Genomic DNA, 26788 nt, shown 5'->3' with positions numbered 1-26788 from the left:
GTTTCCCGACGCTTTTGAGGGCTAAGGTCTATTTATAGAAAGCGGGAAGGAGCTGATGCTTCGTGGATACGTCGAACAACGACTTCGGGCGGACAATGCCGGAGGAGCCATCGAACAAGGCTGTGACTGAGGGAAAAACGGGACACGGGGGTGGGGGGAACCAACCGGTGGAGGACTCCTCCGGTGAGCTCACTGTCGCGGAACGCCAGATCAACATCCTTCGTGACAAACTGCGCCACATTGACCGCCAACTTGCCGCCGCCACTCAGAACAACACCAAGCTCGTCACCATGTTGGAAACGGCGAAGGCCGAAATCCTGCGGCTCAAAGGCGCCCTCGAACAGGACGGCCAACCGCCGTACAGTTTCGGGACCATTTTGCAGATCAACCCCAGGCGCCAACCAACGGCAGGCAGTACGGGCCAGGCAGCCACAGAGGAATCTGTTGACATCTTTAATGCGGGCCGAAAGATGCGCGTCGGCGTCAGCCCTCTGGTTAACCTCAACCAGCTGGCCGTGGGGCAGGAAGTCCTTCTCAACGAGGCCTTGCTCGTGGTGACTGGCCTGGGCTATGAACGGGCCGGCGAACTCGTCACGCTCAAGGAAATGCTTGGCACCGATCGCGCCCTGGTAGTGGGACGGGCCGATGAAGAGCGTGTCGTCAGGCTTTCAGGGGCATTGCAGAAGGTGCACCTGCGCGTCGGTGACGCCTTGTCTCTGGATTCCCGCACCGGCTACGCCCTGGAGAAGGTGCCGCGAGCAGAGGTGGAAAACCTCGTCCTCGAAGAAGTCCCGGATATCACCTACGAGGACATCGGCGGTTTGGGCCCTCAGATCGAACAGATCCGCGACGCCGTGGAACTCCCGTTCCTGCACCCGGATTTGTACCGCGAACACGGGCTCAAGGCACCCAAAGGCATCCTGCTTTACGGCCCTCCGGGTTGCGGTAAGACGCTGATCGCGAAGGCCGTTGCCAACTCGCTCGCCGCCCGTGCCTCCGAACGGGCCGGCAACGTGGACCTCAAGAGCTACTTCCTGAACATCAAGGGTCCTGAACTTCTTGACAAGTATGTCGGGGAAACAGAGCGTCATATCCGGCTGATCTTTGCCCGGGCCCGGGAAAAGGCTTCGGACGGCAGCCCCGTGGTGGTATTTTTCGACGAAATGGACTCATTGTTCCGCACCCGCGGAACGGGTGTTTCCTCCGACGTTGAGACAACCATCGTCCCGCAGCTCCTCAGCGAGATTGACGGCGTCGAACGGCTGGACAACGTGATTGTGATCGGCGCCTCGAATCGCGAAGACATGATTGACCCCGCAATTCTTCGGCCGGGCAGGTTGGACGTGAAGGTCAAGATCCAGCGTCCCGACGCCGAAGCGGCAGCCGACATCTTCGCCAAGTACATCACCAAGGACCTTCCTTTCCATGCGACGGACCTGGCCGAGCACGCCGGTGACGTTCAGGCTACGGTTGATGCGATTATCCAACGCACCGTCGAAGCCATGTACTCGACCGAGAAATCCAATGAGTACCTGGAAGTCACCTACGCCAATGGCGATACCGAGATGCTCTACTTCAAGGACTTCAACTCCGGAGCCGTAGTCCAGAACGTGGTGGACCGGGCCAAGAAGTACGCCATCAAGGACCTCTTGCTGACACAGCAGAAAGGCCTTCGGATCGACCACTTCCTGCGTGCAGTCGTCGATGAATTCCGCGAGCATGAGGACATGCCCAACACCACGAACCCGGATGACTGGGCACGCATTTCAGGAAAGAAGGGCGAACGCATCACATACATCCGCACCATCGTCCAGGGCAAGGCAGGCCAGGAGCCCGGGAAGTCGATCGAGACGACTCCCAACACCGGCCAGTACCTGTGACGGCCCGGCCGGAAGTTCCGCCTTCGGAGAAACTTCCGGTGGGCGGGGCGATGCGCGTCATGGGTTCGGAAACTGAATACGGTATCCATGCGCCCTCTGCGCCGGGGGCGAATGCCACAATGATGTCCGCGCGCATCATCCAGGCCTACGCCAACCTGACCCGGCAGCGGGCGGCGGGGGGTGCTGAAACCCGGTGGGACTATACCGACGAAGAACCCCTGCATGATGCCCGTGGCTGGACAGTGGAGCGTAGTGCTGCCGAGCCCAGCCAGCTGACCGACAGGCCTCCGGTGCTCGACGCCGAGGCCGTTGCCCTTGCATATGGGCGGCAGGAACTCGAAGCCGACGGCAGCGACGAATCTGGCTCGCTGCTGATGAACATGGTCCTCGGCAACGGGGCGCGCCTGTACGTGGACCACGCCCACCCGGAATACTCCAGTCCCGAGGTCACGAATCCTCGCGACATCGTTGCGTGGGATGCAGCCGGCGACCTCGTCGCCTTGGCCGCCGTCCGGAGAGTGGCAGCAGATCCTGATTTGCCGGCCATCAACTTGTACAAGAACAACACTGACAATAAATCGGTGTCTTACGGCTCCCACGAGAACTACCTCATGCCCCGATCGGTGCCTTTCGGGGAGATCGTCCGGGGCTTGACGCCGTTCTTCGTTACCCGCCAAGTCATCTGCGGGGCCGGGCGACTTGGCAAGGGCCAAGACGGTTCGAAGGCCGGATTCCAGATCAGTCAGCGCGCGGACTTCTTCGAAGCTGAGGTGGGACTCGAAACCACCATCAGGCGTCCCATCATCAATACCCGTGATGAACCGCACGCCACGGCGGACAAGTACCGGCGCCTGCACGTCATCATCGGCGACGCCAACCTGAGCCAAGTGTCCAATTACCTGAAGTTCGGCACCACGGCCTTGGTCTTGAGCCTTATCGAAGCCGGCCAAGCTCCGAAGATCGAAGTGCACGAGGCCGTGGCGGGCCTCCAGACAATCAGCCACGACACCTCACTGACGGCCACGATCAGGCTTCTCGACGGACGCCGCGTAACAGCGTTGGATATCCAGTGGATGTACTACGAGGCCGCAGCCAAACTTGCCCAGGAAACCGGGGTTTCCGACGCCTTCAGCGGGGACGGCCACACCCGGGATGTCCTGGAACGGTGGGAGTCAACGTTGGGGCTTTTGGGGAACAATCCGGCAGGTGCCGCGTCTTCCGTCGAATGGCTCGCCAAGATGTCCCTCTTGGAGGGCTATCGCAACCGTGATGGCTTGGAATGGAACGACGCCCGCCTGGGTCTTGTTGATTTGCAATGGTCCGACGTCAGACCCGAAAAGGGCCTTTACTATCGCCTGCTTTCCCGTGACCGGATGCAGACGATTGTCGACGACGCCGCCATCACCCGGGCCGTCGTCGAGCCGCCATCGGACACGCGGGCATATTTCCGCGGGAAGTGCGTTGCCAGTTTCGGTAAGGACGTGGTCGGTGCCAGCTGGGATTCGGTCATCTTCGACGTTCCCGGCATCGGCAAACTCCAAAGGGTGCCCACACGGGAGCCCCTCCGCGGAACAGAAGCACTCACTGGCCAGCTCTTTCGAAAGCACGCCACCGCGGGTGCATTCCTTCGGGAATTGCTCGGTCTGGACCCGGCGCCGCCCGCCTGAACGGGCGGCCCATGAAAGGTCGCCAAACTGCTTGCTAAAACCGCAGCGGCGCGGGCCGCCCCGTGGCAATATGGCATTACAGGAAGTCCCCTTTTGACGGGGATGGACAGAATGGAGAAAGAAATGGCAACCCAAGAGCAGCAGCAACCGCAGTCCCGCGACGCTGAGACCGAGGCTGACGTCCCCGAGGCCCCGCCCGGAGCGCCGGAGGCCCAGGCTTCAGTCGCCACGCAAGGCGTGGACGATCTCCTCGACGAAATCGACGGCGTCCTTGAATCGAATGCCGAAGAGTTCGTTCGGGCATTTGTGCAAAAGGGTGGCCAGTAAGCAGCCGCCAGCTAAGCTAACGGCCCGGCCGGCGCGAGGCCGCCGGGCATCGGAAGTCAGAGTCGAAGGAGCGCAGCAATGCAGGATCCAGCAGCCGGCCACCTGGCCACCCAAGCAACGTCTTCGTTCACAGAGCATCTGCAACGCTCCAGGCCTGAACTTCTCCCTTTCAACCAAGTGCTGCCCGCGGGACAGATTCCGCCGGTGCCGCACGCCACAACCATCGTCGCCCTCAGTTATCCCGGCGGCGTTCTGATGGCGGGCGATCGGCGCGCCACTATGGGGAATGTCATTGCCAGCAGGCACATCGAGAAGGTCTTCCCTGCCGACGAATACTCCGTCCTGGGCATAGCCGGCACGGCGGGCCTTGCCCTCGATATCACCCGCTTGTTCCAGGTGGAACTTGAACACTACGAGAAGATCGAAGGCACCCTGCTGAGCCTGGACGGCAAAGCCAACCGGCTTGGAGCCATGATCCGGGGAAACCTCCCGATGGCCATGCAAGGGCTCGCGGTGATTCCGCTTTTCGCGGGCTTCGACCAGGCAGCCGGCGTGGGACGGCTGTTTTCCTACGACGTCACAGGCGGACGATACGAGGAATTGGAGCACCACTCGGTGGGTTCCGGTTCCGTCTTCGCCCGGGGTGCCTTGAAGAAACTGTGGCGGCCGAACCTCACCGAAGACGGGGCCGTGGCCGTCGCAGTGGAAGCCCTCTACGACGCGGCCGACGACGACTCTGCCACAGGCGGCCCGGATCCCGTCCGTCAGCTCTGGCCGGTGGTGTACACCGTCAATCGCGCAGGCGCCCGCCGGGTGCCCGAACGCGAGTTGGCGGCGATCGCCGGATCCATCGTTGAATCGCGCGCTGTTGCCGGACGGGAGGCTTGAGATGACCCAGCAGTTTTATGTTTCGCCCGAGCAGCTGATGAAGGACCGCGCAGACTTCGCGCGGAAAGGCATCGCCCGCGGCCGCTCCGTCGTCGTGATCAGCTGCGCGGACGGGATCGCCTTGGTGGCAGAAAACCCGTCGCCGTCCCTGCACAAGATCGGTGAGATCTACGACAAGATCGCCTTCGCCGCGGTGGGGAAGTACAACGAGTTTGAGAGTCTTCGGCAGGCAGGCGTCCGTTACGCCGACGTCCGCGGCTATTCCTACGATCGCGAGGACGTCACGGCCCGCGGGCTCGCGAGCGTCTATGCGCAGAGTCTTGGCGCCGTCTTCACCGCGGAGCAAAAGCCGTTTGAAGTGGAGCTTGCAGTGGCGGAGGTGGGGCATACCCAGGCCGATGATCATCTGTATCGGCTGACCTTTGACGGTTCCATCGCCGACGAGAACGGCTTCGTGGTCATGGGAGGCCTCGCGGAACAAGTAGCCGAGACCGTCGCAGGTGGCTGGAAAGACGATCTTGACCTGGCGGGTGCCCTTCGCCTGGCGGTCAAGGCGCTGGCCACGGACAAAGAGGTGGACGCACTGCCCGGAACCGCCGTCGAAGCTGCAGTGTTGGACCGTAGCCCGGAAAGCGGGCGCGGATCCCGGCGGGCGTTCCGCAGGCTCCGCGCGGAAGAAATCACGCAGCTGCTTGCAGGGGAGGCCTGAAATGGACAAGAGAATATTCGGGATTGAAACCGAGTTCGGTATTTCGTATTCGAGCCCGGACTCACGGCCCTTGGCCCCGGAGGAAGTCGCCAGGTACCTTTTTCGGAAGGTTGTGAGCTGGGGACGATCCTCCAACGTCTTTCTCACCAATGGCTCGCGGCTGTACCTCGACGTCGGCTCGCACCCGGAATACGCCACAGCAGAGTGTGACGACCTCGCCCAGCTGATCGCGCACGACCGTGCCGGTGAACTGATTCTCGATGACCTGGTGGATGAGGCGCAGGGCCGCCTCGCGGCGGAGGGATTCAACGGAACGGTCTATTTGTTCAAGAACAACACCGACTCCGCCGGCAATTCCTATGGCAGCCACGAAAACTACCTGATTCCCCGCCGCGGTGAGTTCTCGCGGCTCGCGGAGATCCTCATTCCGTTCCTCGTCACACGGCAGTTGATCGCTGGTGCGGGCAAGGTTCTGAAGACGCCGCACGGGGCCACCTTCGCGTTTTCCCAACGGGCGGACCATATCTGGGAAGGCGTATCTTCGGCAACGACGAGATCCCGGCCGATCATCAACACCCGTGACGAGCCGCACGCCGACGCCGAGTTCTTCCGTCGGCTGCACGTGATCGTTGGCGATTCCAATATGTCCGAGACCACCGCCTTGCTGAAGGTGGGGACGGTAGACCTTCTCCTGCGGATGGTCGAGGCCGGAGTCATCATGCGGGACATGCGCATGGAGAATCCCATCCGCAGCATTCGTGAAATCTCCCACGACCTGAGCGGCAAAGCCCTGGTACGGCTCGCCAATGGGAGGCAATTGACGGCCCTGGATATCCAGCGTGAGTACCTCGCGAAGGTCAGCGCCTTTCTAGCATCAAACGGAGCCCATAACCCGCACGTTCCACTTATCCTGGATCTGTGGGAACGGACGCTGGACGCCATCGATAGCGGAGACACCAGCGGAATCGACACCGAAGTGGACTGGGCCATCAAAAAGAAACTGATGGATGGTTATATGCGTCGTCATGGACTGGGCCTCGATTCCCCGAGGATCGCGCAGCTGGACCTCACGTATCACGACATATCGCGCAAGCGCGGGCTCTTCTTCCTGATCCAGTCCCGCGGCGCGGCCCGGCGCATCGTGGCCGACACGGACATCAAGGATGCCGTCGACGCGCCGCCGCAGACCACCCGCGCAAAACTCCGTGGCGACTTCGTCCGGCGCGCCCAGGAACTCGGCCGCGACTACACGGTGGACTGGGTCCATTTGAAACTGAACGACCGCGCCCATCAGACTATCTTGTGCAAGGATCCCTTCCGCAGCGTTGACGAGCGGGTGGATGCCTTGCTGGACTCGATGGGCTGACTCCCAGCTTTACCGGCTATCCTTTAAGTTGGCCTTTGCCGGGGGCCTCTACGTGCACGTCCCGGCGGTGCCCTCCTTTTGCCCCGACGAAAGTTCATTTGTGCGACGTCTACTAGCAATTCTTATACCCGGCCTTTTGCTGCTCACCGCCTGCGGCGGAAGCCCGGCAACAACTGCAACCCCGGAGCCCACCAGTCAGTCCGCTGGTGAGGTCGCCAAGCTGGATTCCCTCAAGGTCTCCGATAATGGCGACAAGAAGGCACCCGGCCTGGACTTCACCAAGCCGTTGGATGTAACGCAGCAAACCATCAAATTGGTCACCGACGGGACCGGCGACAAAGTGAAGGCCGGCCAGGTAGCGCAGATCACCTACATTGCCGTCGACGGCAATGACGGCAAGACCCTCGAAGACACTTTCCCGACCGGCTCCCAGCCCGTCGAATTGAACGATCAACTCAAAACGAACAGCGCTGTGCTTTACAACGCGCTGGTCGGCGCGAAGGTGGGCGCTGACATCGCTTTCGCCGTCCCCGGAACCGCAGCGTCGGCTGAAGCAGCGGCGACGTCATCCCAGCTGGTGGTCTTCAAGATCACTGGTGTCAAGGACGCAGTCAAGCCCCTGGACAAGCCCGAGGGCGACACCGTCACTCCGCCCCCCGGCCTCCCTACTGTCAAGGTCGACGACAAGGGAGTTCCGCAAATTTCCGTTGATGGCGCGAAGGCCCCGCAGGCCCTCGTCTCCCAGGACCTCATCAAGGGGAAGGGTGCGGTCGTCAAGGAAACGGACACCCTGACGGTCAACTACGTCGGCGTCACCTTGGCTGACGGCAAGAAGTTCGACTCCAGCTACGACAAGGGCCAGACCGCCAGCTTCGCGCTGAACGGCGTCATCAAGGGCTGGACGCAAGGCCTGACGGGCAAGACCGTCGGCTCCCGTGTCCTTCTGGTTATCCCCAAGAGCCTCGCATATGGCGACGGGGCGGCAGCCCAAGGCCAGCCCACGGGCGACCTCGTCTTCGTCGTGGACATCCTGGGCGCTCAGTAACCTCCCGCAAGACAACATAATGTTCCTATCAAATTAAGGAGTACCCATGTCATTTGGTCAGCGTGATTACGATCGCACTAAGCCGGAGATCGACTTCCCGGAGGGCGACGTCCCGACGGAACTCGTGATCGAGGACATCATCGTCGGTGACGGCGCCGAGGCCCAGACCGGCGACACCGTCTCCACCCACTACGTCGGCGTTGCATGGTCTACTGGGGAGGAATTCGACGCATCCTGGGGCCGAGGCGCACCGCTGGACTTCCGCGTCGGTGTCGGCCAGGTCATCCAGGGCTGGGACAAGGGACTGCTTGGCATGAAGGTCGGTGGCCGCCGTCGCTTGGAGATTCCCGCCGAGCTTGCCTACGGCTCCCGTGGCGCGGGTGCGTCCATCAAGCCCAACGAAGCGCTGATCTTCGTCGTTGACCTGGTGGCTGTCCGCTAGCTTTTGCAGCATTGGAAGGCGCGCCAGCAGCCGGAGAAATCCGGCGGCAGACGCGCCTTCCGCCTTTATCGGCGGAGTTTAGTAACGTTGCAACCGTGTCCGCATCACGTACCGAACGACTCCTGAACCTGCTGATCGCCCTTCTGAACACGAAGTATGGGCTGTCCCGGGCCGTTCTGAGGGACAAGGTCTACCACGACGCCGGTGACAACGACGTCGCGTTCGGGCGCATGTTTGAACGCGACAAGTCCGACTTGAAGCAGTTTGGCTTCGACATTGAAACACTCCTTGACCATGGGTTTGGCTCAGACGATCCCGCGTCGACGCGCTACCGCATCGGCAAGGAATCCAACCGCCTGCCGGATGTGCATCTGACGCCCGCGGAGGGAACAGTGCTGCTCCTTGCGGCGCAGTTGTGGGAACGGGCCGCCTTAGGCTCCGCTGCGGCAAGCGCGCTGCGTAAGCTGCAGGCTTCCGGCGACCTTGCCGACGTCGAGCTTCCAGCAGGCGTCCAGCCCCGCATCAAGCCGGCAGGCCAGGCGTTTGACGACATCATCCTGGCCATGAATGGCCGGCACCCTGTAAGTTTCGGCTACCGGGCGGCGAGCACAGGCAAGGACGAACGCCGCCTTGTGGAGCCCGGGGGCCTCGGGAGCCGCTTCGGCCAGTGGTACCTCGTGGGGTACGACCGGGGGCGGGAGGCGAAACGCTTCTTTAGGCTGTCCCGGATGACGAGCGACGTTCATGTCGAAACCGGGTATCACTGCGAGATTCCTGCGGGCTTCAATACACGCACAGAACTGGACAGCCTGAGCGAACTGCCCTTGCAGGAGGCCCACCTCGAAGTCGCCGAAGGCCGTTTGCTGGGCCTCCGCAAGCGTGCGGCGAGAGAGGCGGATGCAAGGGTGGCGGGCTGCCCGCCGGATGGCAGGGATCGCCTCTCCGTGCCGTTCCGGGACAGTGACTTGCTTGCTGAAGAACTTGCGTCCTACGGTCCCCACGTTCGCGTGGTGGGGCCTCCTGAGTTGCGTGACGCCGTCGTCCGGAGGCTTGAAGGTGCTGCCGCATTCGCCTCGCGTCCCGCCGTCGAAGTCCGCTTTCCCGACGCCGGCCCGGCACCCCGGGCGCGTAAGCGAACTTCGGAGGACCAACTCAACCGTATGCTGCAGTTGGTCCCTTTTCTTGTCCACAATCAGGGCCTGCCCATCCAGGACGTGGCGGACCGCTTCGGTATCAGCCGCAAGGAACTTCTCGAGGACCTGAAGATCCTGATCTGCTCCGGCCGCCCGGAAGGGTATCCGGATGACCTGTTCGACATCGATTGGGAAAACGAACACGTCTATATCCGGGAGCACCTCGAACTCAATCGGCCCGTCCGATTCAGCGTTGATGAAGCCTGCGCGCTGCTGACCGGCCTCGCCACCCTGGGCGGACTTCCCGCCCAGGCGGGAATGTCGGAAGAGGAACAAAGCGGGGCCCTGGAGTCCGTGACGCTGAAACTCACGGGCGCGGCGGGGGAGTCCGGCCGTTTGGCGGCGGCCGTCTCCGGACCGCCAGTCGCCCCTGCCGACGCCGAGTCGTTCGACACCATCACCCGGGCGATTGAAGCGGGGGGTCAACTGCGTCTTCGCTACTTGTCGCCCCGGCGTGATTCGGTTTCCGAACGGGACGTGGACCCTTTTCGGCTCTATTCGCTCGACAACACCTGGTATTTCGAGGCGTACTGCCACAGCAAAGCCGGGCTGCGGAACTTCCGCCTTGACCGTATCGAGGAGATTGCGCCCAACGGACGGCCGGTTTCCAGGAGCGGTAACGCCGAGGAAGGCGTTCCCGTGAAGTTATACACCCCCAATGACGACGACGTCGTCGTCGTCCTCGAATTGACCCGGCAGGGCGCCGGGCTGGCCGACGACTACTATGCGGAGCGGACCGCCGTGCTTCCGGAAGGCGGCCTGCTCGCCGAGGTTCGATTCGGAAGCGCGGACTGGTTGCCGATGTTTGTTGCCCAGCACGGTGGAGCGGTCCGAATCCTGCAGCCCGCCGAACTGGCTGACGTGTCTGCGGCATGGGTCGCTTCCGCACTTGCGCAGTACAAGCAATGAAGGCTGGTTAGACTACTCAAATGCCTTGGTGGTCCTGGATCCTCTTGTGGGTCGCTCTGATTGCGGTGTCACTACTTTGCTACGTCCTGCTGGGAGTCCGGCTTTTCCGGAACTTCATGGCAACGGTGCACGAACTGAGTGCGGCGGGGGAGCGCTTTGCTCACCGCGCGCACCTTCCCGAACCCGCTGACGACGACGGCGAAGCGTCACCGAAAGTGTTTGGCGCGGCCGTTTTTGCCTCACCTGAACAGATGCGTCATGATTACGTGACGGCCAAGGCCTCCCGCCAGGAAGTGCGTCGCCAAGAGCGCGTTAAGCGCAAAGCCGAACGGGGCCAACCCCAGTCCCTGCGCGACATCGAATTAAGTTAGACGTAGGATGTATTCCAACGAAAGGACTTCCCGTGGGACGACTATTTGATGGCCCTTGGCCAATTGTCATTATCATCATCGTGGCCTTGCTGCTGTTTGCCGCACCCAAGCTGCCTTCCATGGCCCGTGCCCTGGGCCAGTCGATGCGCATCATCAAGTCCGAAGTCAAGGAAATGAAGAACGACGGCAAGCCGACGGCCAAGGACGACTCGGACCCCGTTGAAGGCAAAGTGGTCAACCACCCCGAAGCCAACAAGAGCGGCAACGACACCGACGTTCCGCCCGCAAGCCGTAGCTAAGCAGTAGTGGCAACGAAGACAGGCCGCAAAGCCAACCCCGAAGGGCGGATGGCGCTCCTAGACCACCTGAGGGAGCTCAAGAATCGGCTGATCAAATCTGCCGTCGGCGTGCTGCTAGGCGCCGTGGCAGGGTGGTTCCTTTATGAGCCGGTGGTGAACAGCCTGTCGGATCCGCTGGTCAAGATCGCCCAGGAGACCAAGAGGACCGCGGTCCTGAATTTCGCGAGCGTGGCGGATCCGTTCGACTTCAAGCTCCGTATCGCCATCCAAATCGGTTTGGTGATCTCCAGCCCGATCTGGATCTACCAGGTGTGGGCATTCATCACGCCCGGCCTGACCAAGAAGGAGCGTCGCTACACTCTCGGCTACATGGCCGCTGCGGTGCCGTTGTTCCTCATTGGCGTATACGTTGCGTGGACGGTCATCCCGAACGTCGTGCGCGCCTTGCTGCAGTTCACGCCCCAAAATGGTGCCAACAACATCGACGCATCTCAATACCTGACGTTTGCCACGCACATGCTTCTTTTCCTCGGCATCGCGTTCCTGGTGCCGGTGGTGTTGGTCGGTGTCAACATGGCGGGCATTTTGAGCGGCAGGACCATTCTCAAGGCTTGGCGCATTACGGTCTTCCTCGTGTTCGTCCTGGCGGCCGTTGCCGCCCCTGGCGCGGACGCGCTGTCAATGTTCATGCTCGCCGGTCCCCTTCTGGTGCTGTTCTTTGCCGCGATCGGACTCTGCATGCTGAACGACAAACGGCGGGCCCGCCGTCAGGCGAAGGTTACCGCTGAGACGGAAGCCACGGCCGACGTCGCCACACCTGCCTCCGATCTGGAGAATCTGTAGTCCTCCGGCCACTAGTCTTGAAGCATGTCTTCCAATTCAGGGGCCCTCTCGCCCTCAGAAGCCTTTCAAGCTGCAGCGCAACGGAGTGCTGAGTCGAAAACCTATCTTGGTACTTTCACCCGGTCCTTGGAGTTCGAACTTGACGATTTCCAGCGTGACGCATGCCGTTCCCTTCAGGAAGGGAAGGGAGTGTTGGTTGCGGCGCCCACCGGGGCTGGTAAGACGATCATTGGCGAATTCGCTATCTACCTTGCCCTGGAACGCGGTCTCAAGGCGTTTTACACGACGCCGATCAAGGCGCTGAGCAACCAGAAGTTCTCCGAGCTTTCGGCGAAGTACGGTGCATCGAACGTCGGCCTGCTGACCGGTGACACCACCATCAACGGTGAGGCACCCGTTGTTGTGATGACCACTGAGGTTCTGCGGAACATGCTGTACGCGGATTCGGACACTTTGGGCGACCTTGGCTATGTGGTGATGGATGAGGTGCACTACTTGGCAGACCGCTTCCGCGGGGCCGTTTGGGAAGAAGTCATCATCCACCTGCCCAGTGAAGTACAGGTGGTTTCACTCAGCGCGACGGTATCCAACGCCGAGGAGTTCGGGGCGTGGCTGGATACCGTGCGTGGGCACACTGATGTAATTGTCTCCGAGCACCGCCCCGTCCCCTTGTGGCAGCACGTCATGGTGGGCCGTGAGATCGTCGACCTCTTCGCGGGGGACACCAGCTTCGACGAGATCGCCCCCGGGGCGAGGGACGGCGAAGCACCCCTGCTGCCGGGAGTGCGGGAGCCGGAGCGGAATCCCGGGCAGAAGGAGTTCGAGGTCAACCCGGAACTGCTGTCCATGGCGCGGGCTGAAAGCCAGATGAACTTCCGTGGCCGCTTCGGGCATGGCGGACGCAGCCGACGCCGGCAGGACCGCCAACGCGACAACACTGCCGGGGAGCAGCGCAGTCCCGTGCGCAAGGCCAGCCGGCCACAGATCATTGCGAGCCTGGACCGCCAGGGGCTGTTGCCGGCCATTACCTTCATCTTCTCCCGTGCCGGCTGTGACGGGGCTGTCGCGCAATGTGCTGCTGCCGGGCTGTGGTTGACCACCGAGCGGGAGCAACAGATCATCGCGTCCCGGGTAGATGAGGCGAGCCGCGAGATTCCCGCCGATGACCTCGATGTGCTTGGCTTTTGGAGCTGGCGTGACGGGTTGCTCCGTGGGCTCGCTGCCCACCACGCCGGTTTGCTGCCGACCTTCAAGGAAGTGGTGGAGACGCTCTTCGCCGATGGCTTGGTGAAGGCGGTTTTCGCTACGGAGACGCTCGCGCTGGGCGTCAACATGCCGGCCCGCTGCGTTGTCCTGGAGAAGCTCGACAAGTTCAACGGCGAAGCCCACGTCAACATCACGGCGGGGGAGTACACCCAGCTGACCGGACGCGCAGGAAGGCGCGGGATCGACGTCGAAGGTCACGCCGTGGTCCTCTGGCAGCCCGGAACCGATCCTGCCGCCGTTGCCGGCCTCGCTTCGCGACGCACCTATCCGCTCAACTCGAGCTTCCGGCCCACGTACAACATGAGCATCAACCTGATTGCCCAGTTCGGCAGGCCGCGGGCACGCCAGATCCTCGAATCGTCCTTCGCCCAGTTCCAGGCAGACCGCTCCGTTGTGGGGCTGGCCCGTCAGGTTCAAAGCAGGGAAGAGTCCCTTGCCGGCTACGCGGAATCCATGAAGTGCCATCTTGGCGACTTCACCGAGTATGCCAAACTCCGGCGGGATCTGAGCGAGGCGGAGCAATTTGCCTCGCGGAGCACGTCGCGGGCGCGCAAGTCTCTGACCGTGGACTCCCTCACCCGGCTCATGCCTGGCGATGTCGTCAAGGTTTCCGGCGGCCGCACGCCAGGATACGCCGTCGTGCTCAATGCCGACCCCAACGCGCGTGAACCGCGTCCCGCGGTCCTGACCGAAGACAACCAGTTGCACAGGATCGGCGCCCACGAGGTCGAAGGACCCGTCGCTCCGGTATCTTGGATCCGGATACCGAAGTCGTTCAACGCGAAGCTGCCCAAATCCCGCCGCGACTTGGCATCCGCGATGCGGAACGCAGTGCGCGAGGGACGCCCGCCCGCGCGGGGGACGATCCGGAACGAGGACTTTGGCCGTGCCCGCTATTTGCCGGACCAGGAAAAGAAGATCGCTGACCTCCGCCGGGCGTTGCGTGCCCATCCTTGTCACGGGTGCAGCGAACGCGAAGACCATGCCCGCTGGGCCGAGCGCTGGTGGAAACTGCGCCATGAAACCGATGGGCTCGTCAGGCAGATCCAAGGCCGGACCAACACGATCGCCAAGACGTTCGACCGCGTGTGCGATGTCCTCGCCGCTTACGGTTACCTCCAGACGTCCGACGGCGGCCACGTCACCATCAGCGCGGATGGTCAGCGACTTCGCCGTATCTACGGCGAAAAAGACCTGCTGATCTCGCAATCCATTCGGCGGGGCGCCATCAAGGACCTCGACGCCGCGGAACTGGCCGCGCTGGCTAGCACCATGGTTTATCAGGCCAAACGCGACGATCGGGGCCTTCGACCCAAGATGCCGTCGGTCTCCCTCGAAACATCCGTGGACATCGTGGTGCACGAGTGGTCTGCCTTGGAGGATGTCGAGGACAAGAACAGGCTGCCATTGACCGCTGAACCGGAGCTTGGACTTGTGTGGCCCATTTTCAAGTGGGCCAAGGGTCGGCACCTTCAAGAAGTTCTCAGCGGAACAGACCTTGCCGCAGGCGATTTCGTACGCTGGGCGAAGCAAGTGATCGACCTGCTCGACCAGATGGCCAAGATTCCCGGTCTCGAACGGCGGCAGGCCAAGATGTGCCGCGAAGCGATCGATCTCATCCGCCGCGGCGTCGTGGCCTATTCCAGCGTCGCCTGAACCCCGCAGATTCCAGCAAGGAGCAATTCCATGATCCATCCAGGCGTGCCCGCCGCCACTACCCAGCCGCGCAAGGTCACGATGTACCGGAACGGCTCCGTCTACACAGCGGCGGACCCCTTCGCGACGGCAATGCTGATTGACGGAGACACCGTTGCCTGGGTCGGTTCGGAGCAGGCCGCGACCTCGATTGTGGATTCCTCCATGGAAGTCATCGACCTTCGAGGAGCCCTGCTGGCTCCCGGTTTCGTGGATTCCCACATGCATCTCACCGAGACCGGTATCGCTTCCGATTCCCTTCAGCTGGCCGGGGTCCGGTCTGGGCGGGAGCTGCTCGACGCCGTCGCCCACGCGGCAACAGCTCTTCGCCCGGCAGGCGCCGTGCTTGGCCATGGCTGGGACGAATCAACGTGGTGGGACAGGACCTTTCCCACACCGGAGGAACTCGAACGCGCCGCCGGCGGACGCAAGGTGTATTTAGCGCGCGTCGACGCGCATTCGGCTTTGGTATCAACCTCTTTGGCATCCAATGCGGGCCTCAGCGGCCTTGACGGGTATGACGGTTCCGCTCACGTCCTAAGGGCCGCCCACACTGCCGCGCGCCGGGCCGCCAGGCAGCTCCCCGAAGCCGAGCGCCGCCGGTATCAGGAACTCGCGCTCCGCGAGGCGGCGGCCAACGGCTATGTCGCGCTGGCGGAAATGGCGGCGCCGCACATCTGCAGTATTGAGGACCTCCGCATGTCGGCATCGTGGAATACCGGTGAAATGGTGCTGCCCGAGATCCTGCCCTATTGGGGCGAATTAGCTACGTCGGAAGAACATGCCGAATCCATTCTGGAACGCTTGGACGTCTCCGTCCTTGGCTTGGCAGGTGACTTGAATATCGACGGGTCCATCGGGTCGCGGACCGCTGCCCTCAGCTCCGACTATGCCGATGCACCGGGTCATCGTGGAAGCCTTTATCTCTCCGTGGACCAGGCTTCCCGCCACATCGCAGCCTGTTCAGGGCTGGGTATCCAGGCCGGTTTCCACGTCATAGGTGACGCCGGACTGAAGATGGCGCTGGATGCCTTCGACCTTGCGGCCTCGGAGGTGGGCGAGCAGCGGGTCCGTGCCGCCGCACATCGCCTCGAACATGTGGAAATGGCCGATGCCGCCGATCTCGCCCGATTGGCCAAGCATTCGATCACGGTGAGTGCCCAACCAGCCTTCGACGCCGCCTGGGGTGGTGCAGGAAAGCTGTATGAGCAACGCCTGGGTGCGCGGGGTTCAACGATGAATCCGTTCGGCTCGTATTACGCCGCCGGCGTACCGGTGTGCTTTGGAAGCGATAGCCCGGTCACCCCCTTGCGGCCGTGGTCCAGTGTCCGGGCATGCCTGGAGCACAGCAACCCTGATCAACGCATTTCGGCGCGGGCGGCCTTCCTGGGACACACCCGGGCAGGTTGGCGCGCCAGCAAACAGCGCAATCCTCTTTTGGGGCAATTGGTCCCCGGTGCCCCTGCTAGCTTTGCCGTCTGGGAAGTTGAAGAACTGATGGTCCAGGTGGCTGATGGCCGAGTGCAGTCCTGGTCCACTGATCCGCGTGCCCGGACGCCCCTTCTCCCGGCGCTGGATAGCGGTAGCGATCCTGTCTGCCTGCAGACCGTGCGGGATGGCCAGGAGGTCTTCGCCAGCGAAACTTTGCGGTCATAGTCGCAGAATCTTGATGCGCCAGAGAGGCCCCTGACGTGCGTCGATGAATAAAGCCTCAGTTCAGCCGGTGCTTGACAGGATTTGTGAAGCCCGTAGCATCAAGTGTCAACAGGTCGCCACAGGGAATACCTGGTTGCCTGGCCGCGGTCCGGTTCCCTCGCCAAAAACAGGCAACGGACCCGTTCTTCCAGGACCGTGGCACTCGTAGTGGGCAGGTCCGCTATGCAGCAGAAAACGGTTCGGCCCCGACTTCACTACCCGGGCCGGCACTGGACCTGAGCTTGTGGACCTGCCTGCGGCCAAGCACATCCGTTGTGGCGAGCACCACAAGTGGCCCGGAGCAGTCAAGGTTGTCGTCCTATAATGGATAGTCGCGCCTGAATGCCAGCCACGCTGCCGCTCCGGCCCACTGACCGCTCCATCAAGGAAAGGCCTCTTCTTGCGTGTTCTGACGATCATCCCTACGTACAATGAGCTGGAATCGCTGCCCAAGACCCTCGGACGGCTGCGGGCGGCTGTGCCCGCCTCCGACGTCCTGGTGGTCGACGACAACAGCCCTGACGGCACGGGACAACTCGCCGACAGCATCGCGGCCGAGGACAGCCAAGTCCACGTCCTGCACCGAAAAGGCAAGGAAGGCCTCGGGGCAGCGTACGTTGCCGGCTTCAAATGGGGCATGGCCGCGGGTTACGACGTCCTTGTCGAGATGGATGCCGATGGTTCGCACCAGCCCGAGCAGTTGCCGTTGCTGCTCGATGCAATCAATGACGGAGCCGACCTCGCCATGGGCTCACGATGGGTTTCCGGCGGAGGCACCGTCAACTGGCCTCTCTACCGCCAAGCAATTTCGCGCACGGGCAGCACGTATGCGCGGATCATGCTTGGCCTGAAGATCAAGGACATCACCGGCGGTTACCGCGCGTTCCGTCGCAGTACCCTGGAGGCGCTCAAGCTGGACCAGGTCGAATCGGTCGGATACGGATTCCAGGTTGATCTCGCGTGGCGGGTTGCCAAACTCGGTCTGAAGATCGTTGAGCGTCCCATTACTTTCGTGGAGCGCGAACTCGGTGCTTCGAAGATGAGTGGCAACATTGTTGTTGAGGCCATGATCAACGTCACCAAGTGGGGGATGGCTTCCCGTTGGGCCGCACTGACCCGGAAGAAGACCCCGGTCTCAAAGTAGACCATGGCAGACAAAGGCCGGCTCCGCGCTCTTCAAAGAGCATGGACCCGGCCTTTGTCTCGGGACTGTGCCCCGTACTTTGCCGTTAAGCCGAGCGGCGTTCCCCACGACGTTCGCGCAGGATGTTCAGGCGGTCCTCGAGGATCTGCTCGAGCTCGGGGAGGCTGCGGCGTTCCAGCAGCATGTCCCAGTGCGTGCGGACGGCCTTTTCATTGGTGTCAATGGGGCGTTCGCCATCAACCAGGAGCGCTTCCTTGCCGGTCTTGGAAACCCAAACAGGGGGAATCTCCGCTTCGGACGAGAAGGTAACGAAGACCTGCTCTCCGTCTGCGCAACGGTATTCGACCCGCTGGCGCGGTGCCGGCTCCACACCTGATTCGGTTTCCATGCTCTGGGCGCCAAGACGCATGCCCCGCAGGCTGCGATCGCTCATGATTACTCCCTCTGTCTGTTCACGGAGCGAGGCTCCGCGCTAGCCGGGCGCCGTATCCACGCCGCCCGGGCTACTGAATGCACACATTGCATCACTAGATGAAACGCGTGGCCAAGCGTTATTGTTCCGTTCGGACTGAACCGACCGGACAAATACACCATTATACGCGGATCGAAGCGCGGAGGACAAAGTGAGAGGGCTTGGAACGTTTGTGGTTACGCTGGCGGTTCCTGAGTCGGCGGCGTCGATTCAGCATGTCCGGAACCCGCGGCCGTCGTAGTTGCCGGCGCGCCAACACCGGCCGGCGGCTTCCCGGGATCGCTGAACAAGTCCGCGACGCCGTTCCCACCGTTGACGCCTCCCAGTGCGCCGCCAATCCCCTTGAGCGCCTCACCGACCTCGCTGGGGATGATCCACAGTTTGTTGGACGATCCTTCCGCAATTTTGGGCAAGGTCTGAAGGTACTGGTATGCGAGCAGCTTTTGATCGGGATTGCCCTTGTGGATGGCGTCGAAGACTTTTTGAATAGCCTGTGCTTCGCCATCGGCACGGAGAATAGCCGCCTTTGCGTCACCCTCTGCGGCAAGGATTGCAGCCTGTCGCTGGCCTTCGGCCGTGAGGATCTGCGACTGCTTGGTACCTTCGGCCGTCAGAATGGCAGCTCGCCGGTCGCGTTCGGCCCGCATCTGTTTCTCCATCGAATCCTGGATGGAGTGGGGCGGATCAATGGCTTTGAGCTCCACGCGCGAAACCCGAATTCCCCAGCGTCCCGTGGCCTCGTCCAAGACGCCACGAAGCTGACCATTGATCTGGTCGCGGGAAGTGAGCGCTTCTTCGAGATTCAGGCCTCCCACCACGTTGCGGAGGGTCGTGGTGGTCAACTGCTCAACAGCTTGAATGTAGTTGGCGATCTCATACGTCGCCGCCCGCGGATCCGTCACCTGAAAATAGACCACGGTGTCGATCGAGACCACCAGGTTGTCCTCGGTGATGACGGGCTGTGGCGGGAAGGAGACCACTTGTTCGCGAAGATCCAGCAGCGGCAACAGGCGGTCGACGAACGGGATCAGGATGGTAAGCCCGGGGTTGAGGGTTCTCTGGTACTTACCCAGACGTTCTACGACGCCTGCGCGCGCTTGCGGAATGATCCTGATTGCGCGGACCAACACAATAATCACAAATATGACGAGAACTAGCAGCACAATCGCGGCTGCGGTTCCTCCCAAGCTATCCATACAGCTCCTTCATTCCCCAGTGACGCATTTTAGTTGACTTGCGTGGCAGCGCGGCGATTACTCTTCGGCGGAGGTAACGACCGCCGTCGCGCCGTCAATCTTGGTGACCTGCACTGTGTGGCCGGCGTCGATGATTCCCGCGGCGCTGCGGGCGGTCCACACGTCACCGCCGATCTTCACCAGTCCTCCGGTCGCCGTGACGGGCTCCATGACGAGCGCCGACTGGCCGATCAGGCGGTCCACGTTGGTTCGTTGCTCGGCGGGCCCCTTCCGCAAATGTTTCAGGGCGATGGGGCGAACGAAGGCGATCATCAGTAGTGACACGACGCATAGGACAACGATCTGCAACCACAGATCGGCTCCGGCGAAGTCAGCGACAAGGGCAGCGAGCGCCCCGGCTCCGAGCATGATGAAAAAGAAGCTAAGCGTCAGCATCTCTACGACGGCAAATGCGAGGAAAACCGTGAGCCAGAGAGCCCACCAGTTGCTGCCAAGCCATTCAAACATCGTTCCCCCTGTTTCCGGACTTGCGGCGGCAGCCGGCCTGATCCGGACTGCAGCGTCGGCAAGATCACAGTCGCTATTTTTCCATCCTAGCCCGGTGTGCAGTTTCGCGTTAGGAGCCGCTTTCGGGGGAAGTGAGGACGGTGAGGCTGAACTTCGCCGTGGCACGAACCGATGACTCCGCCGCCGTCGAGGCGGTGAGGGAGGAGCGCTCAAGATGGTGGCCTGCGGGTCCCATGAAGGCGACATCGGCGATGTCCCGTCCATTGAGTACCAAGTCCAGATCGAGCTGACGGGATTCGCCGGGAACGAAGAGTCCCTGCATGGATTCGGCCAGACGTTCGTCCTTGCCCGGCTCAATGCCTAACATTCCGGTCCGTTCTGCAATCTCCGCAAGGTGTCCGGTGCGGGGAGTCACGATGATTAACCGGCCGCCCGGCCGCAACACGCGGGCGAACTCCGGCGGATTCCGGGGCGCAAAGACCACGATGACGGCATCCGCGGAACGGTCGGCGAGCGGCAAAGGACGCCAGATGTCCCAGACCAGGTTGATGGCGCCGGGATTCAGCCGTGCTGCCCGGCGGAGGGCAAACTTCGAGATATCTATACCAATGGCTGCCGCGGGAGTACAGTCCAACACCGTGCGCAGATAGTGGCCGGTGCCGGTACCCGAATCCAGGACGAGGGAGCCCGGCGCGGACAGGACGGGTGCCGCCAACTCCGCGATGGCTTCAGCCAAGGGAGCGTAGTGGCCTGCGGCCAGGAAGTCATTTCGTGCAGCCACCATCTCTGCCGTGTCTGCTTCGAAAACGGTGCCCTTGCCGGTCAGCAGGTTGAAGTAGCCCTGCTTGGCGGCGTCGAAACCGTGGCCGGCGTCACAAATCAGCGAAAAAGGAGCTTCCGGACTCAGTGCGAAAGTACCCTGGCAGACCGGGCAGCGCAGGGAAGGGACGGCATCGGAAAGCATATCGACAATCCTACGGTGGCCGGAGTGGCACGTATCGTTGTGCCCGGAGGGCCGCTAGGCTCACCAGCGTGAAAGCCGAACAACTCCCGCTGCTGAACTCCGTCTCTTCCCCTGCTGCCCATCCCGATGGCACCCGTGCTGTCGTGTCGGTCACCCGGCCCGATTTTGACGCCGACGCCTACGTTGGACAACTTTGGAGCGTTCCTTTCGACCCAGCGATGCTGCCACGCCGGATCACTCGCGGATTCAGGGACACCGCGCCTGCCTTCTCCCCTGACGGCAGGGTATTGGCGTTCCTCCGGGCGACAGCGGACGGCAAGCCGCAACTGCATGTCGTGGAAGCCGACGGCGGGGAGCCGCAGGCTTTGACAGAGCAGAAATTAGGAGTTTCGGAATTTTCCTGGGCGCCGGATTCGAGCAGGATCGTGTTCTCCTCGCGGGTTCCCGAAGAAGGCCGTTACGGAACGGTCGACGGCGTCGGGGCGGGTAACGAGGACCCCCGGTTGATCACCGACAGGCAATACCGGCTCAATGGGCTGGGCTATACGGCTGACAAGCCCGCCCAACTGTTCGTCGTCGACGTCCCGGAGCTTGGGGCGGAACCGGCAGTGGTTCCCGTGGGGCGGGCTGCGAAAGAACGCGGAGCTGATGCGTTGAGCTTGCTGCCAGCGCCGGTGCAGTTGACATTCGGCAAAGCCGACCACACCTCACCCTCGTTCAGCCGGGACGGCGGGTGCGTCTACTTTGTCGCGTCGCTCCACGAAGGGCACGACGCCGATATCGCCTCGGGGATCTATCGGGTCCCGGCCGCGGGTGGCGAGTTCACGGCGGTGCGTCCTCACGCTGCACCCCAGTCCGTCCACGAGGTCTGCGAGTCCGGAAGCGGCGAATGGCTGTTCTTTACGGCGCAGGACCTCGGCGACGACGGACTGGACTTCGTGGCCAGGAACACGGCACTGTATGCGATACCCGTCCGCGGCGGTGAGGCGTCGATGCTCAGCGACGTCGAAAACCAGGACCTTTCCGGCCGCCTCGAACCCTTCGGGATGGACGGCATGCTTGCGCTCAACGCCAGCCGTGGCAGCGTGCAGCTGATCAAATGGACGGCCGACGGCGAGAGCAAGGTCCTGCTCGAGGGGCCGCGGGTGGCATCGGGTGCATCGGTGGGGGGAGACACCGTGGCCGTCAGTGTCAGCGACGCTTCCAGCAACGGCGAGCTCGGCGTGCTTGAACAGGGCGGGCTGCGCTTGCTCACCGATTTTTCCGGCGCGCTCAGGGCTCAAGCAAACATTCTCGAACCGCGGGAATTCACCGCCAACGGCAAGGACGGCTATCCCGTCCATGGTTGGGCGGTCCTGCCTGAGGGCTCCGGCCCCCACCCGGTGTTGCTCACCATCCACGGCGGTCCTTTCTCGCAATACACGGCTGCCTTCTTCGACGAAGCCCAGGTCTACGCCACGGCCGGATACGCAGTGCTGATGTGCAACCCCCGCGGATCGGCCGGATACGGACAAGCCCACGGTGGCGCCATCAAGGAAAAGATGGGGACCGTCGACATGGCGGACGTCCTGAGCTTCCTGGACGGTGCACTGCACGCTTTTCCGACGATGGACAAAGACGCGATCGGGATCATGGGAGGGTCCTACGGCGGATATCTGACCGCTTGGATCATCGGACATGAACACCGCTTCAAGGCGGCAATTGTGGAACGCGGATTCCTTGATCCCGTGAGTTTCGTTGGCTCCTCGGATATCGGCTGGTTCTTCGGCGGCCAATACACGGGTGGCTCGCCCGAGGAGATGGCAAACCAAAGCCCCATGGCCGTCGTGACTTCCGTTCGAACGCCCACTTTGGTGATCCACAGCGAAAACGACCTCAGATGCCCGGTTGAACAGGGCCAGCGCTACTTCACCGCGCTCAAGGCACAGGGTGTGGACACGGCGTTGCTCCTCTTCCCGGGAGAGGACCACGAGCTTTCACGCTCCGGCGCCCCACACCACCGGCGTCAACGCTTCGAACAGGTTCTCGCGTGGTGGGCAAAGCACCTGCCGTCAGCCGCGAACCCCGAAGTTTGAACTCCACGGCTAAGGGTTGAGGAATCCCAGCCCGTGGCGTGCCTCGTCGATTCCGGGGTACGCCCAATGGGCTGTGTATTCCGCATCGTTGGCCAAGGAACGCAGCTCGGCCCTGTCCAGATAGAGTCCTCCGTTCAGGTGGTCCGTCTCGTGCTGGACTATCCGGGCCTGCCATCCGGAGAATTCGGCCGAGGCGGCACTCCCATCGGGACGCTGGTAGTGCAGGTGAACATCGCGGTGCCGCGAAACCACAGCCTGGAATCCACGCATCGACAGGCATCCTTCATAGAAGGACGCGGTAGACGTTCCCTGAGGCTGGTATCTGGGATTAAGGATCGCGAAGAAGCTCAAGGGCGTCCTCTGCCGGATCTCCGATGCAATCGGATCGATATCGAAATGGTCCTCGAGCACAGCCAGCTGCAAGGGAATGCCGAGCTGCGGTGCTGCGAGCCCCACGCCTGGGGCGGCATGCATGACATCCCGCATGCGTTCGATGAGCTGCGCCAGTTCGGTGTCCTCTAGCTGGCCATCATAAGGCGCGGCGTGTTGCCGTAACACGGGATGGCCGACTTGCACGATAGGCGGGAGGCCGTCGAGACCGAGGAGCTCCTGAACCGCGGTGCGGATCTCGGAGGCGGTAAACGGCGTGTGCGGGCCTGCAGTCAAGGGGCGCGTCTCAAAGTCCATGGGTTGAGCTTAGTGCGATGGCCCGCCAACCGTCCGGGCAACCCATCAGGGCTCCGACGTCCGACCCGCTGGCGGTTGGGCGGAGATCAGTACCTAGTGCATCGTGAATCGTCGGACCACCAGCTCCGAGAACAGCGGAAAGGTGATGGCACGGCCGATCAGCGCGTTGCGTGCGCTGAGGAGCTTCGGGGGAAGGGGACGGCCCAGCGCCATGTTCAGGCTGGCCTGCCAGATGGCTTTCTTTGCGGCGCGCTGCCTGTCCCGTTCGAAGTCCGCGAGTTCCTTGGCAGCCGGACTTCTTGCTGCTGTGCGCAAGGCATCGCTGATTATGGGCGCCAAGGCAGCCGCATCCAACCAGCCCAGGTTCATCCCTTGGCCGCCGATCGGGCTGATCTCGTGTGCGGCGTCGCCGAGCAGGAAAATTCGTCCGTGAACCATTCGGGAGACCAGGCGTGAGGTGACACCGAAGGCGCTGATCATCGTATTGCTTGCGGAATCCACCGCGCTCCCGGTCCGCTTCTTGATGAGGGCGGCGAGCGTGTGCGGAGTGGGTTCCGCACACGGGACGCCGAGCCGGACTACCCACCGGCGGATCCCGCCCGGCAGCGGAAATGACTCCACAATTCCGCCCGGCTCAAGGAAAAGGACGGCCTTGTTGCCGTACATCGTTTCGTCCAGGAAGTCGCCCATCACGTAATAGTCGGGATAGGTGCGCAGCCGTGGCTCCAGTCCCAGCCCCCCGCGCACGACGGAATGGACACCGTCGGCTGCAATGACGAAGCGGCCCGAAAACTCCACCGCGCTACCGTCTTGCTGTCCACGCAAACGCAGGCACCCGTCGTCGTCGACGACTTCCTCAACGTGCACCCCGCGACGAAGCGCAGCAGGATCGAGGGCCTCCACCGTGGACTCAAGAGTCCGGGTGGTGAGATATTGCGGAACGGAAAGGATGAAGGGGTACTCGGCCGAGGGTCGGGCGAAGTCCATGTCGGCTACTTTTCGGCCGCCGCTGTATGCGGCACCGTGGGTGATCCGGATGCCGGAAGAGACCAGCGTGTGCGCGGCACCTACGGCGTCGAGGGCCGCGAGTGCCGGGGGATGGATTCCGATGGCGCGGGATTGGCGGCTCGTTGTCACGTGTCGCTCCAGAACTGCAACCCGGTGCCCGAGTTGCAGCAGCAGGGCAGCAATATAGAGCCCGACCGGCCCTGCACCGACTACCACGACGTCAAACATCGGGAGCCTCGCCCGGCCGGTAGATCAGTAAGTTATGCCACATGCCGCTGGGTTCGACCATCCAGGCGGGGGGAGTGGCAGCCCGGAGTTCCGCTGCTGTGTAGCTCCGCCTGATAGAGGTGAGGCCGTCACCGTGAATGTAGGAGCCAAGGCCGAGCGGCCAGAAGGTGGCCCAGAAGAGGGCGTACGCGAGGGGGCTGCGCGTCAGGTCGTTGTGCAGGGCAAGTCGTCGGCACAAGTGTTCGGAATCGCGAAGGAAGGAAGCGAATTCCGGAGGGGTCAAGTGGTGCAGGATATGGTTTGAGATGATGATGTCGTAGCTGAGCCCTTCCGCCACGAGCTCCGAGCTGAACGCTTTTCGGTAGCGCACGCCCTCGACTGGCGCCGCGGAGTTCGCGAAGTGGAAGGCACGCTCGTCCGGATCGATTGCGGTAACGTCCAGACGATAACCGTCTGCCGCGGCCCGGCGCGCAAGGCTTCGGGCGACGTCACCGCCGCCGCAGCCGATGTCGAGGACCGTGGTGGGCACCGCCGTCGTGAGCAATGGCTTGATTCTGGAGCTGTACGTATTCCGCCAACCAGACACCACAGCGTTGACCAGCGCAAACCGCGCGTAACTCCTGTTCAGGCGATCGATCTCACAATCGAGGCGGTCCATGTCTTCAACGGCCGTCAGGTCCCGCGCGCCGAGAAAGCCGCCGGGGCGTGGGAAGGCGGACATCACAATCCAGGGGAAACGCGAGTGAACAGTCCCGTCTCAACCGTGAGTCCGGGCCCGAAGGCCATGGAACAGATGCGTTCTTCACGCTGTGCCGGGGTTTGTCCCAGAATGTGTTTCAGGACGAAGAGAACGGTGGCGCTGCTCATGTTGCCGTAGTTGCGGAGGACTTCGCGCGCGGGGACGAGCTGCTCTTCGGTGAGTTCAAGTTTCGATTCGACCTTGTCAAGGATGCTGCGGCCGCCGGGGTGGATGGCCCAATGGGTAATGTCCCGGTAGGGGAGCCCGGCCAGGGAGGAATCCCGCGCAAGCAGGGGTTCGAGCGCTCCGGTGATGTGCTCCTCGATGATGTGCGGCACGTATGTTCCGAGAATCATTTCGAAACCTTCGTCACCGATGTTCCAGGCCATGGCTTCTTCGCCAACGGGTGTCAGGACTGTCTCGAAATGATCCAGCCTGATCACCGGGTCCGGCCCTTCAGGTTCACGGCAAGTCACGACGGCGGCCGCCGCGCCGTCCGCAAAGATCGCCGAACCCATGATGGTGTCCGGATCATTCGAGGTCCGGACGTGGAGAGAGCAAAGCTCCACGCAGATAACGAGGACGACTGCTGAGGGGTCAGCCTGACAGAATTGCCGGGCTGCGCGGAGAGCGGGGAACGCGGCGTAGCACCCCATGAAACCCAGGTGATAGCGTTGCACCGCCGGGCTGAGCCCGAGTGCACGGACCACCTTGTAATCGGGCCCGGGGTTGAAGAACCCGGTACACGACACCGTGATGACGTGAGTTATGTCGAGTAAATCGATATCAGGACATTTCCCCACGGCGGCTTTGGCGGCCTCAATGAACAGCTTGGTGGCCTCGACCGCAAAGATCTCGTTGCGGACCTTGGTGCTTGGACTCAGCACCTGGCCCGAGACGGGGTCGAAGAATGCCGGATTTTCGGAATGGTTATCTAAGGTCAGTTCGGCGACGGCGGTGAATCGGGTGTCAATGGCGGCTGAATCGAAGCAGGTCTTCACAAGCCGGGATCCGAGCCGCGTCAAGCCAGGTTGGGATGCAAAGACGTCACGTGCTTGTGGCTGTATGAGCACTGTGGGCGGTACGGCAGTTTCCAGAGACCTCACGTAGACCGGCATGCTTCATTGTTGGCGACGAATATGCCGTTGACAATGGCAAAGGGCGGAATTGTGG

At 62.4% G+C, this 26788-nt stretch carries 24 protein-coding genes; 16 read left to right on the top strand and 8 right to left on the bottom strand.

All coding sequences use genetic code 11. The features are described 5' to 3' along the window. The first annotated feature begins 62 nt into the window (after positions 1-62). From arc to A3M3_RS0116665, 15 genes are all read left to right on the top strand, one after another. Positions 63-1880: a proteasome ATPase gene (gene arc / locus A3M3_RS0116735; protein WP_028267287.1), complete on the top strand. Its 1818-nt coding sequence runs from the start codon at positions 63-65 to the stop codon at positions 1878-1880. Positions 1881-1930: 50 nt separating this feature from the next. Next, on the top strand, positions 1931-3547 hold the full coding sequence (gene dop, locus A3M3_RS0116730; protein ID WP_051423360.1) for a depupylase/deamidase Dop: 1617 nt from the start codon (positions 1931-1933) through the stop codon (positions 3545-3547). A gap of 123 nt (positions 3548-3670) precedes the next feature. Continuing rightward, on the top strand, positions 3671-3874 hold the full coding sequence (locus tag A3M3_RS0116725; protein WP_028267285.1) for a ubiquitin-like protein Pup: 204 nt from the start codon (positions 3671-3673) through the stop codon (positions 3872-3874). A gap of 78 nt (positions 3875-3952) precedes the next feature. Continuing rightward, complete coding sequence (gene prcB, locus A3M3_RS0116720) at positions 3953-4762, top strand: proteasome subunit beta (protein WP_028267284.1); 810 nt, start codon at positions 3953-3955, stop codon at positions 4760-4762. Position 4763: 1 nt separating this feature from the next. Then, positions 4764-5471, top strand: coding sequence for a proteasome subunit alpha (gene prcA, locus A3M3_RS0116715; RefSeq protein ID WP_028267283.1), 708 nt, complete (start codon positions 4764-4766; stop codon positions 5469-5471). 1 nt (position 5472) lies between these two features. After that, complete coding sequence (gene pafA, locus A3M3_RS0116710; protein ID WP_028267282.1) at positions 5473-6837, top strand: Pup--protein ligase; 1365 nt, start codon at positions 5473-5475, stop codon at positions 6835-6837. Between the two features lie 100 nt (positions 6838-6937). After that, positions 6938-7882, top strand: coding sequence for an FKBP-type peptidyl-prolyl cis-trans isomerase (locus A3M3_RS0116705; RefSeq protein ID WP_028267281.1), 945 nt, complete (start codon positions 6938-6940; stop codon positions 7880-7882). A gap of 46 nt (positions 7883-7928) precedes the next feature. After that, positions 7929-8324, top strand: coding sequence for an FKBP-type peptidyl-prolyl cis-trans isomerase (locus tag A3M3_RS0116700; protein WP_028267280.1), 396 nt, complete (start codon positions 7929-7931; stop codon positions 8322-8324). A gap of 95 nt (positions 8325-8419) precedes the next feature. Beyond that, positions 8420-10426 (top strand): helix-turn-helix transcriptional regulator, encoded by a 2007-nt coding sequence (locus A3M3_RS0116695; protein ID WP_028267279.1) that lies wholly within the window; start codon positions 8420-8422, stop codon positions 10424-10426. Positions 10427-10446: 20 nt separating this feature from the next. Next, a complete protein-coding gene (locus tag A3M3_RS0116690) occupies positions 10447-10797 on the top strand; it encodes a hypothetical protein (protein ID WP_028267278.1) in 351 nt (116 codons plus the stop codon). A gap of 32 nt (positions 10798-10829) precedes the next feature. Further along, positions 10830-11096 (top strand): Sec-independent protein translocase subunit TatA, encoded by a 267-nt coding sequence (gene tatA / locus A3M3_RS0116685; protein WP_028267277.1) that lies wholly within the window; start codon positions 10830-10832, stop codon positions 11094-11096. 48 nt (positions 11097-11144) lie between these two features. Next, positions 11145-11939: a twin-arginine translocase subunit TatC gene (gene tatC / locus A3M3_RS0116680; protein WP_028267276.1), complete on the top strand. Its 795-nt coding sequence runs from the start codon at positions 11145-11147 to the stop codon at positions 11937-11939. A 24-nt stretch (positions 11940-11963) separates the two neighbouring features. Next, positions 11964-14861 carry a DEAD/DEAH box helicase gene (locus A3M3_RS0116675; RefSeq protein WP_028267275.1) on the top strand — a complete coding sequence of 966 codons (2898 nt, stop codon included), beginning with the start codon at positions 11964-11966 and terminating at the stop codon, positions 14859-14861. 30 nt (positions 14862-14891) lie between these two features. After that, positions 14892-16556, top strand: coding sequence for an amidohydrolase (locus A3M3_RS0116670; RefSeq protein WP_028267274.1), 1665 nt, complete (start codon positions 14892-14894; stop codon positions 16554-16556). Between the two features lie 439 nt (positions 16557-16995). After that, positions 16996-17739, top strand: a complete 744-nt coding sequence (locus tag A3M3_RS0116665) for a polyprenol monophosphomannose synthase (RefSeq protein WP_028267273.1) — start codon at positions 16996-16998, stop codon at positions 17737-17739. A gap of 85 nt (positions 17740-17824) precedes the next feature. Here the strand turns inward: A3M3_RS0116665 and A3M3_RS0116660 are convergent, their stop codons facing one another. From A3M3_RS0116660 to A3M3_RS0116645, 4 genes are all read right to left on the bottom strand, one after another. Further along, entirely contained in the window at positions 17825-18172 is a 348-nt protein-coding gene (locus A3M3_RS0116660; protein ID WP_028267272.1) for an RNA polymerase-binding protein RbpA, read from the bottom strand. Between the two features lie 215 nt (positions 18173-18387). Next, a complete protein-coding gene (locus tag A3M3_RS25665; protein ID WP_081736847.1) occupies positions 18388-19407 on the bottom strand; it encodes an SPFH domain-containing protein in 1020 nt (339 codons plus the stop codon). Between the two features lie 57 nt (positions 19408-19464). After that, complete coding sequence (locus A3M3_RS0116650) at positions 19465-19914, bottom strand: NfeD family protein (protein WP_028267271.1); 450 nt, start codon at positions 19912-19914, stop codon at positions 19465-19467. Positions 19915-20023: 109 nt separating this feature from the next. Beyond that, positions 20024-20878: a methyltransferase domain-containing protein gene (locus tag A3M3_RS0116645; protein ID WP_028267270.1), complete on the bottom strand. Its 855-nt coding sequence runs from the start codon at positions 20876-20878 to the stop codon at positions 20024-20026. A gap of 68 nt (positions 20879-20946) precedes the next feature. Here A3M3_RS0116645 and A3M3_RS0116640 point away from each other — a divergent pair, with 68 nt between their 5' ends. Continuing rightward, entirely contained in the window at positions 20947-22953 is a 2007-nt protein-coding gene (locus tag A3M3_RS0116640) for a S9 family peptidase (RefSeq protein WP_028267269.1), read from the top strand. A gap of 9 nt (positions 22954-22962) precedes the next feature. Here the strand turns inward: A3M3_RS0116640 and A3M3_RS0116635 are convergent, their stop codons facing one another. The 4 genes from A3M3_RS0116635 to A3M3_RS0116620 all read right to left on the bottom strand — a co-directional run bounded on the left by A3M3_RS0116635 (position 22963) and on the right by A3M3_RS0116620 (position 26733). Then, entirely contained in the window at positions 22963-23640 is a 678-nt protein-coding gene (locus A3M3_RS0116635; protein WP_028267268.1) for a peptide deformylase, read from the bottom strand. Between the two features lie 93 nt (positions 23641-23733). After that, positions 23734-24876: an FAD-dependent oxidoreductase gene (locus A3M3_RS0116630; protein ID WP_028267267.1), complete on the bottom strand. Its 1143-nt coding sequence runs from the start codon at positions 24874-24876 to the stop codon at positions 23734-23736. Beyond that, positions 24869-25597, bottom strand: coding sequence for a class I SAM-dependent methyltransferase (locus A3M3_RS0116625; RefSeq protein WP_028267266.1), 729 nt, complete (start codon positions 25595-25597; stop codon positions 24869-24871). The genes A3M3_RS0116630 and A3M3_RS0116625 overlap by 8 nt, the downstream gene beginning before the upstream one ends. Continuing rightward, positions 25597-26733, bottom strand: a complete 1137-nt coding sequence (locus A3M3_RS0116620) for a type III polyketide synthase (protein ID WP_028267265.1) — start codon at positions 26731-26733, stop codon at positions 25597-25599. The genes A3M3_RS0116625 and A3M3_RS0116620 overlap by 1 nt, the downstream gene beginning before the upstream one ends. Between the last annotated feature and the right edge of the window lie 55 nt (positions 26734-26788).

This window comes from Arthrobacter sp. MA-N2 (assembly GCF_000517125.1).
In the GTDB taxonomy this organism is placed as follows: domain Bacteria; phylum Actinomycetota; class Actinomycetes; order Actinomycetales; family Micrococcaceae; genus Arthrobacter; species Arthrobacter methylotrophus.
The sequence above is the reverse complement of the archived record's forward strand: the minus strand, read 5'-3'. Positions and strand labels throughout refer to the sequence as shown.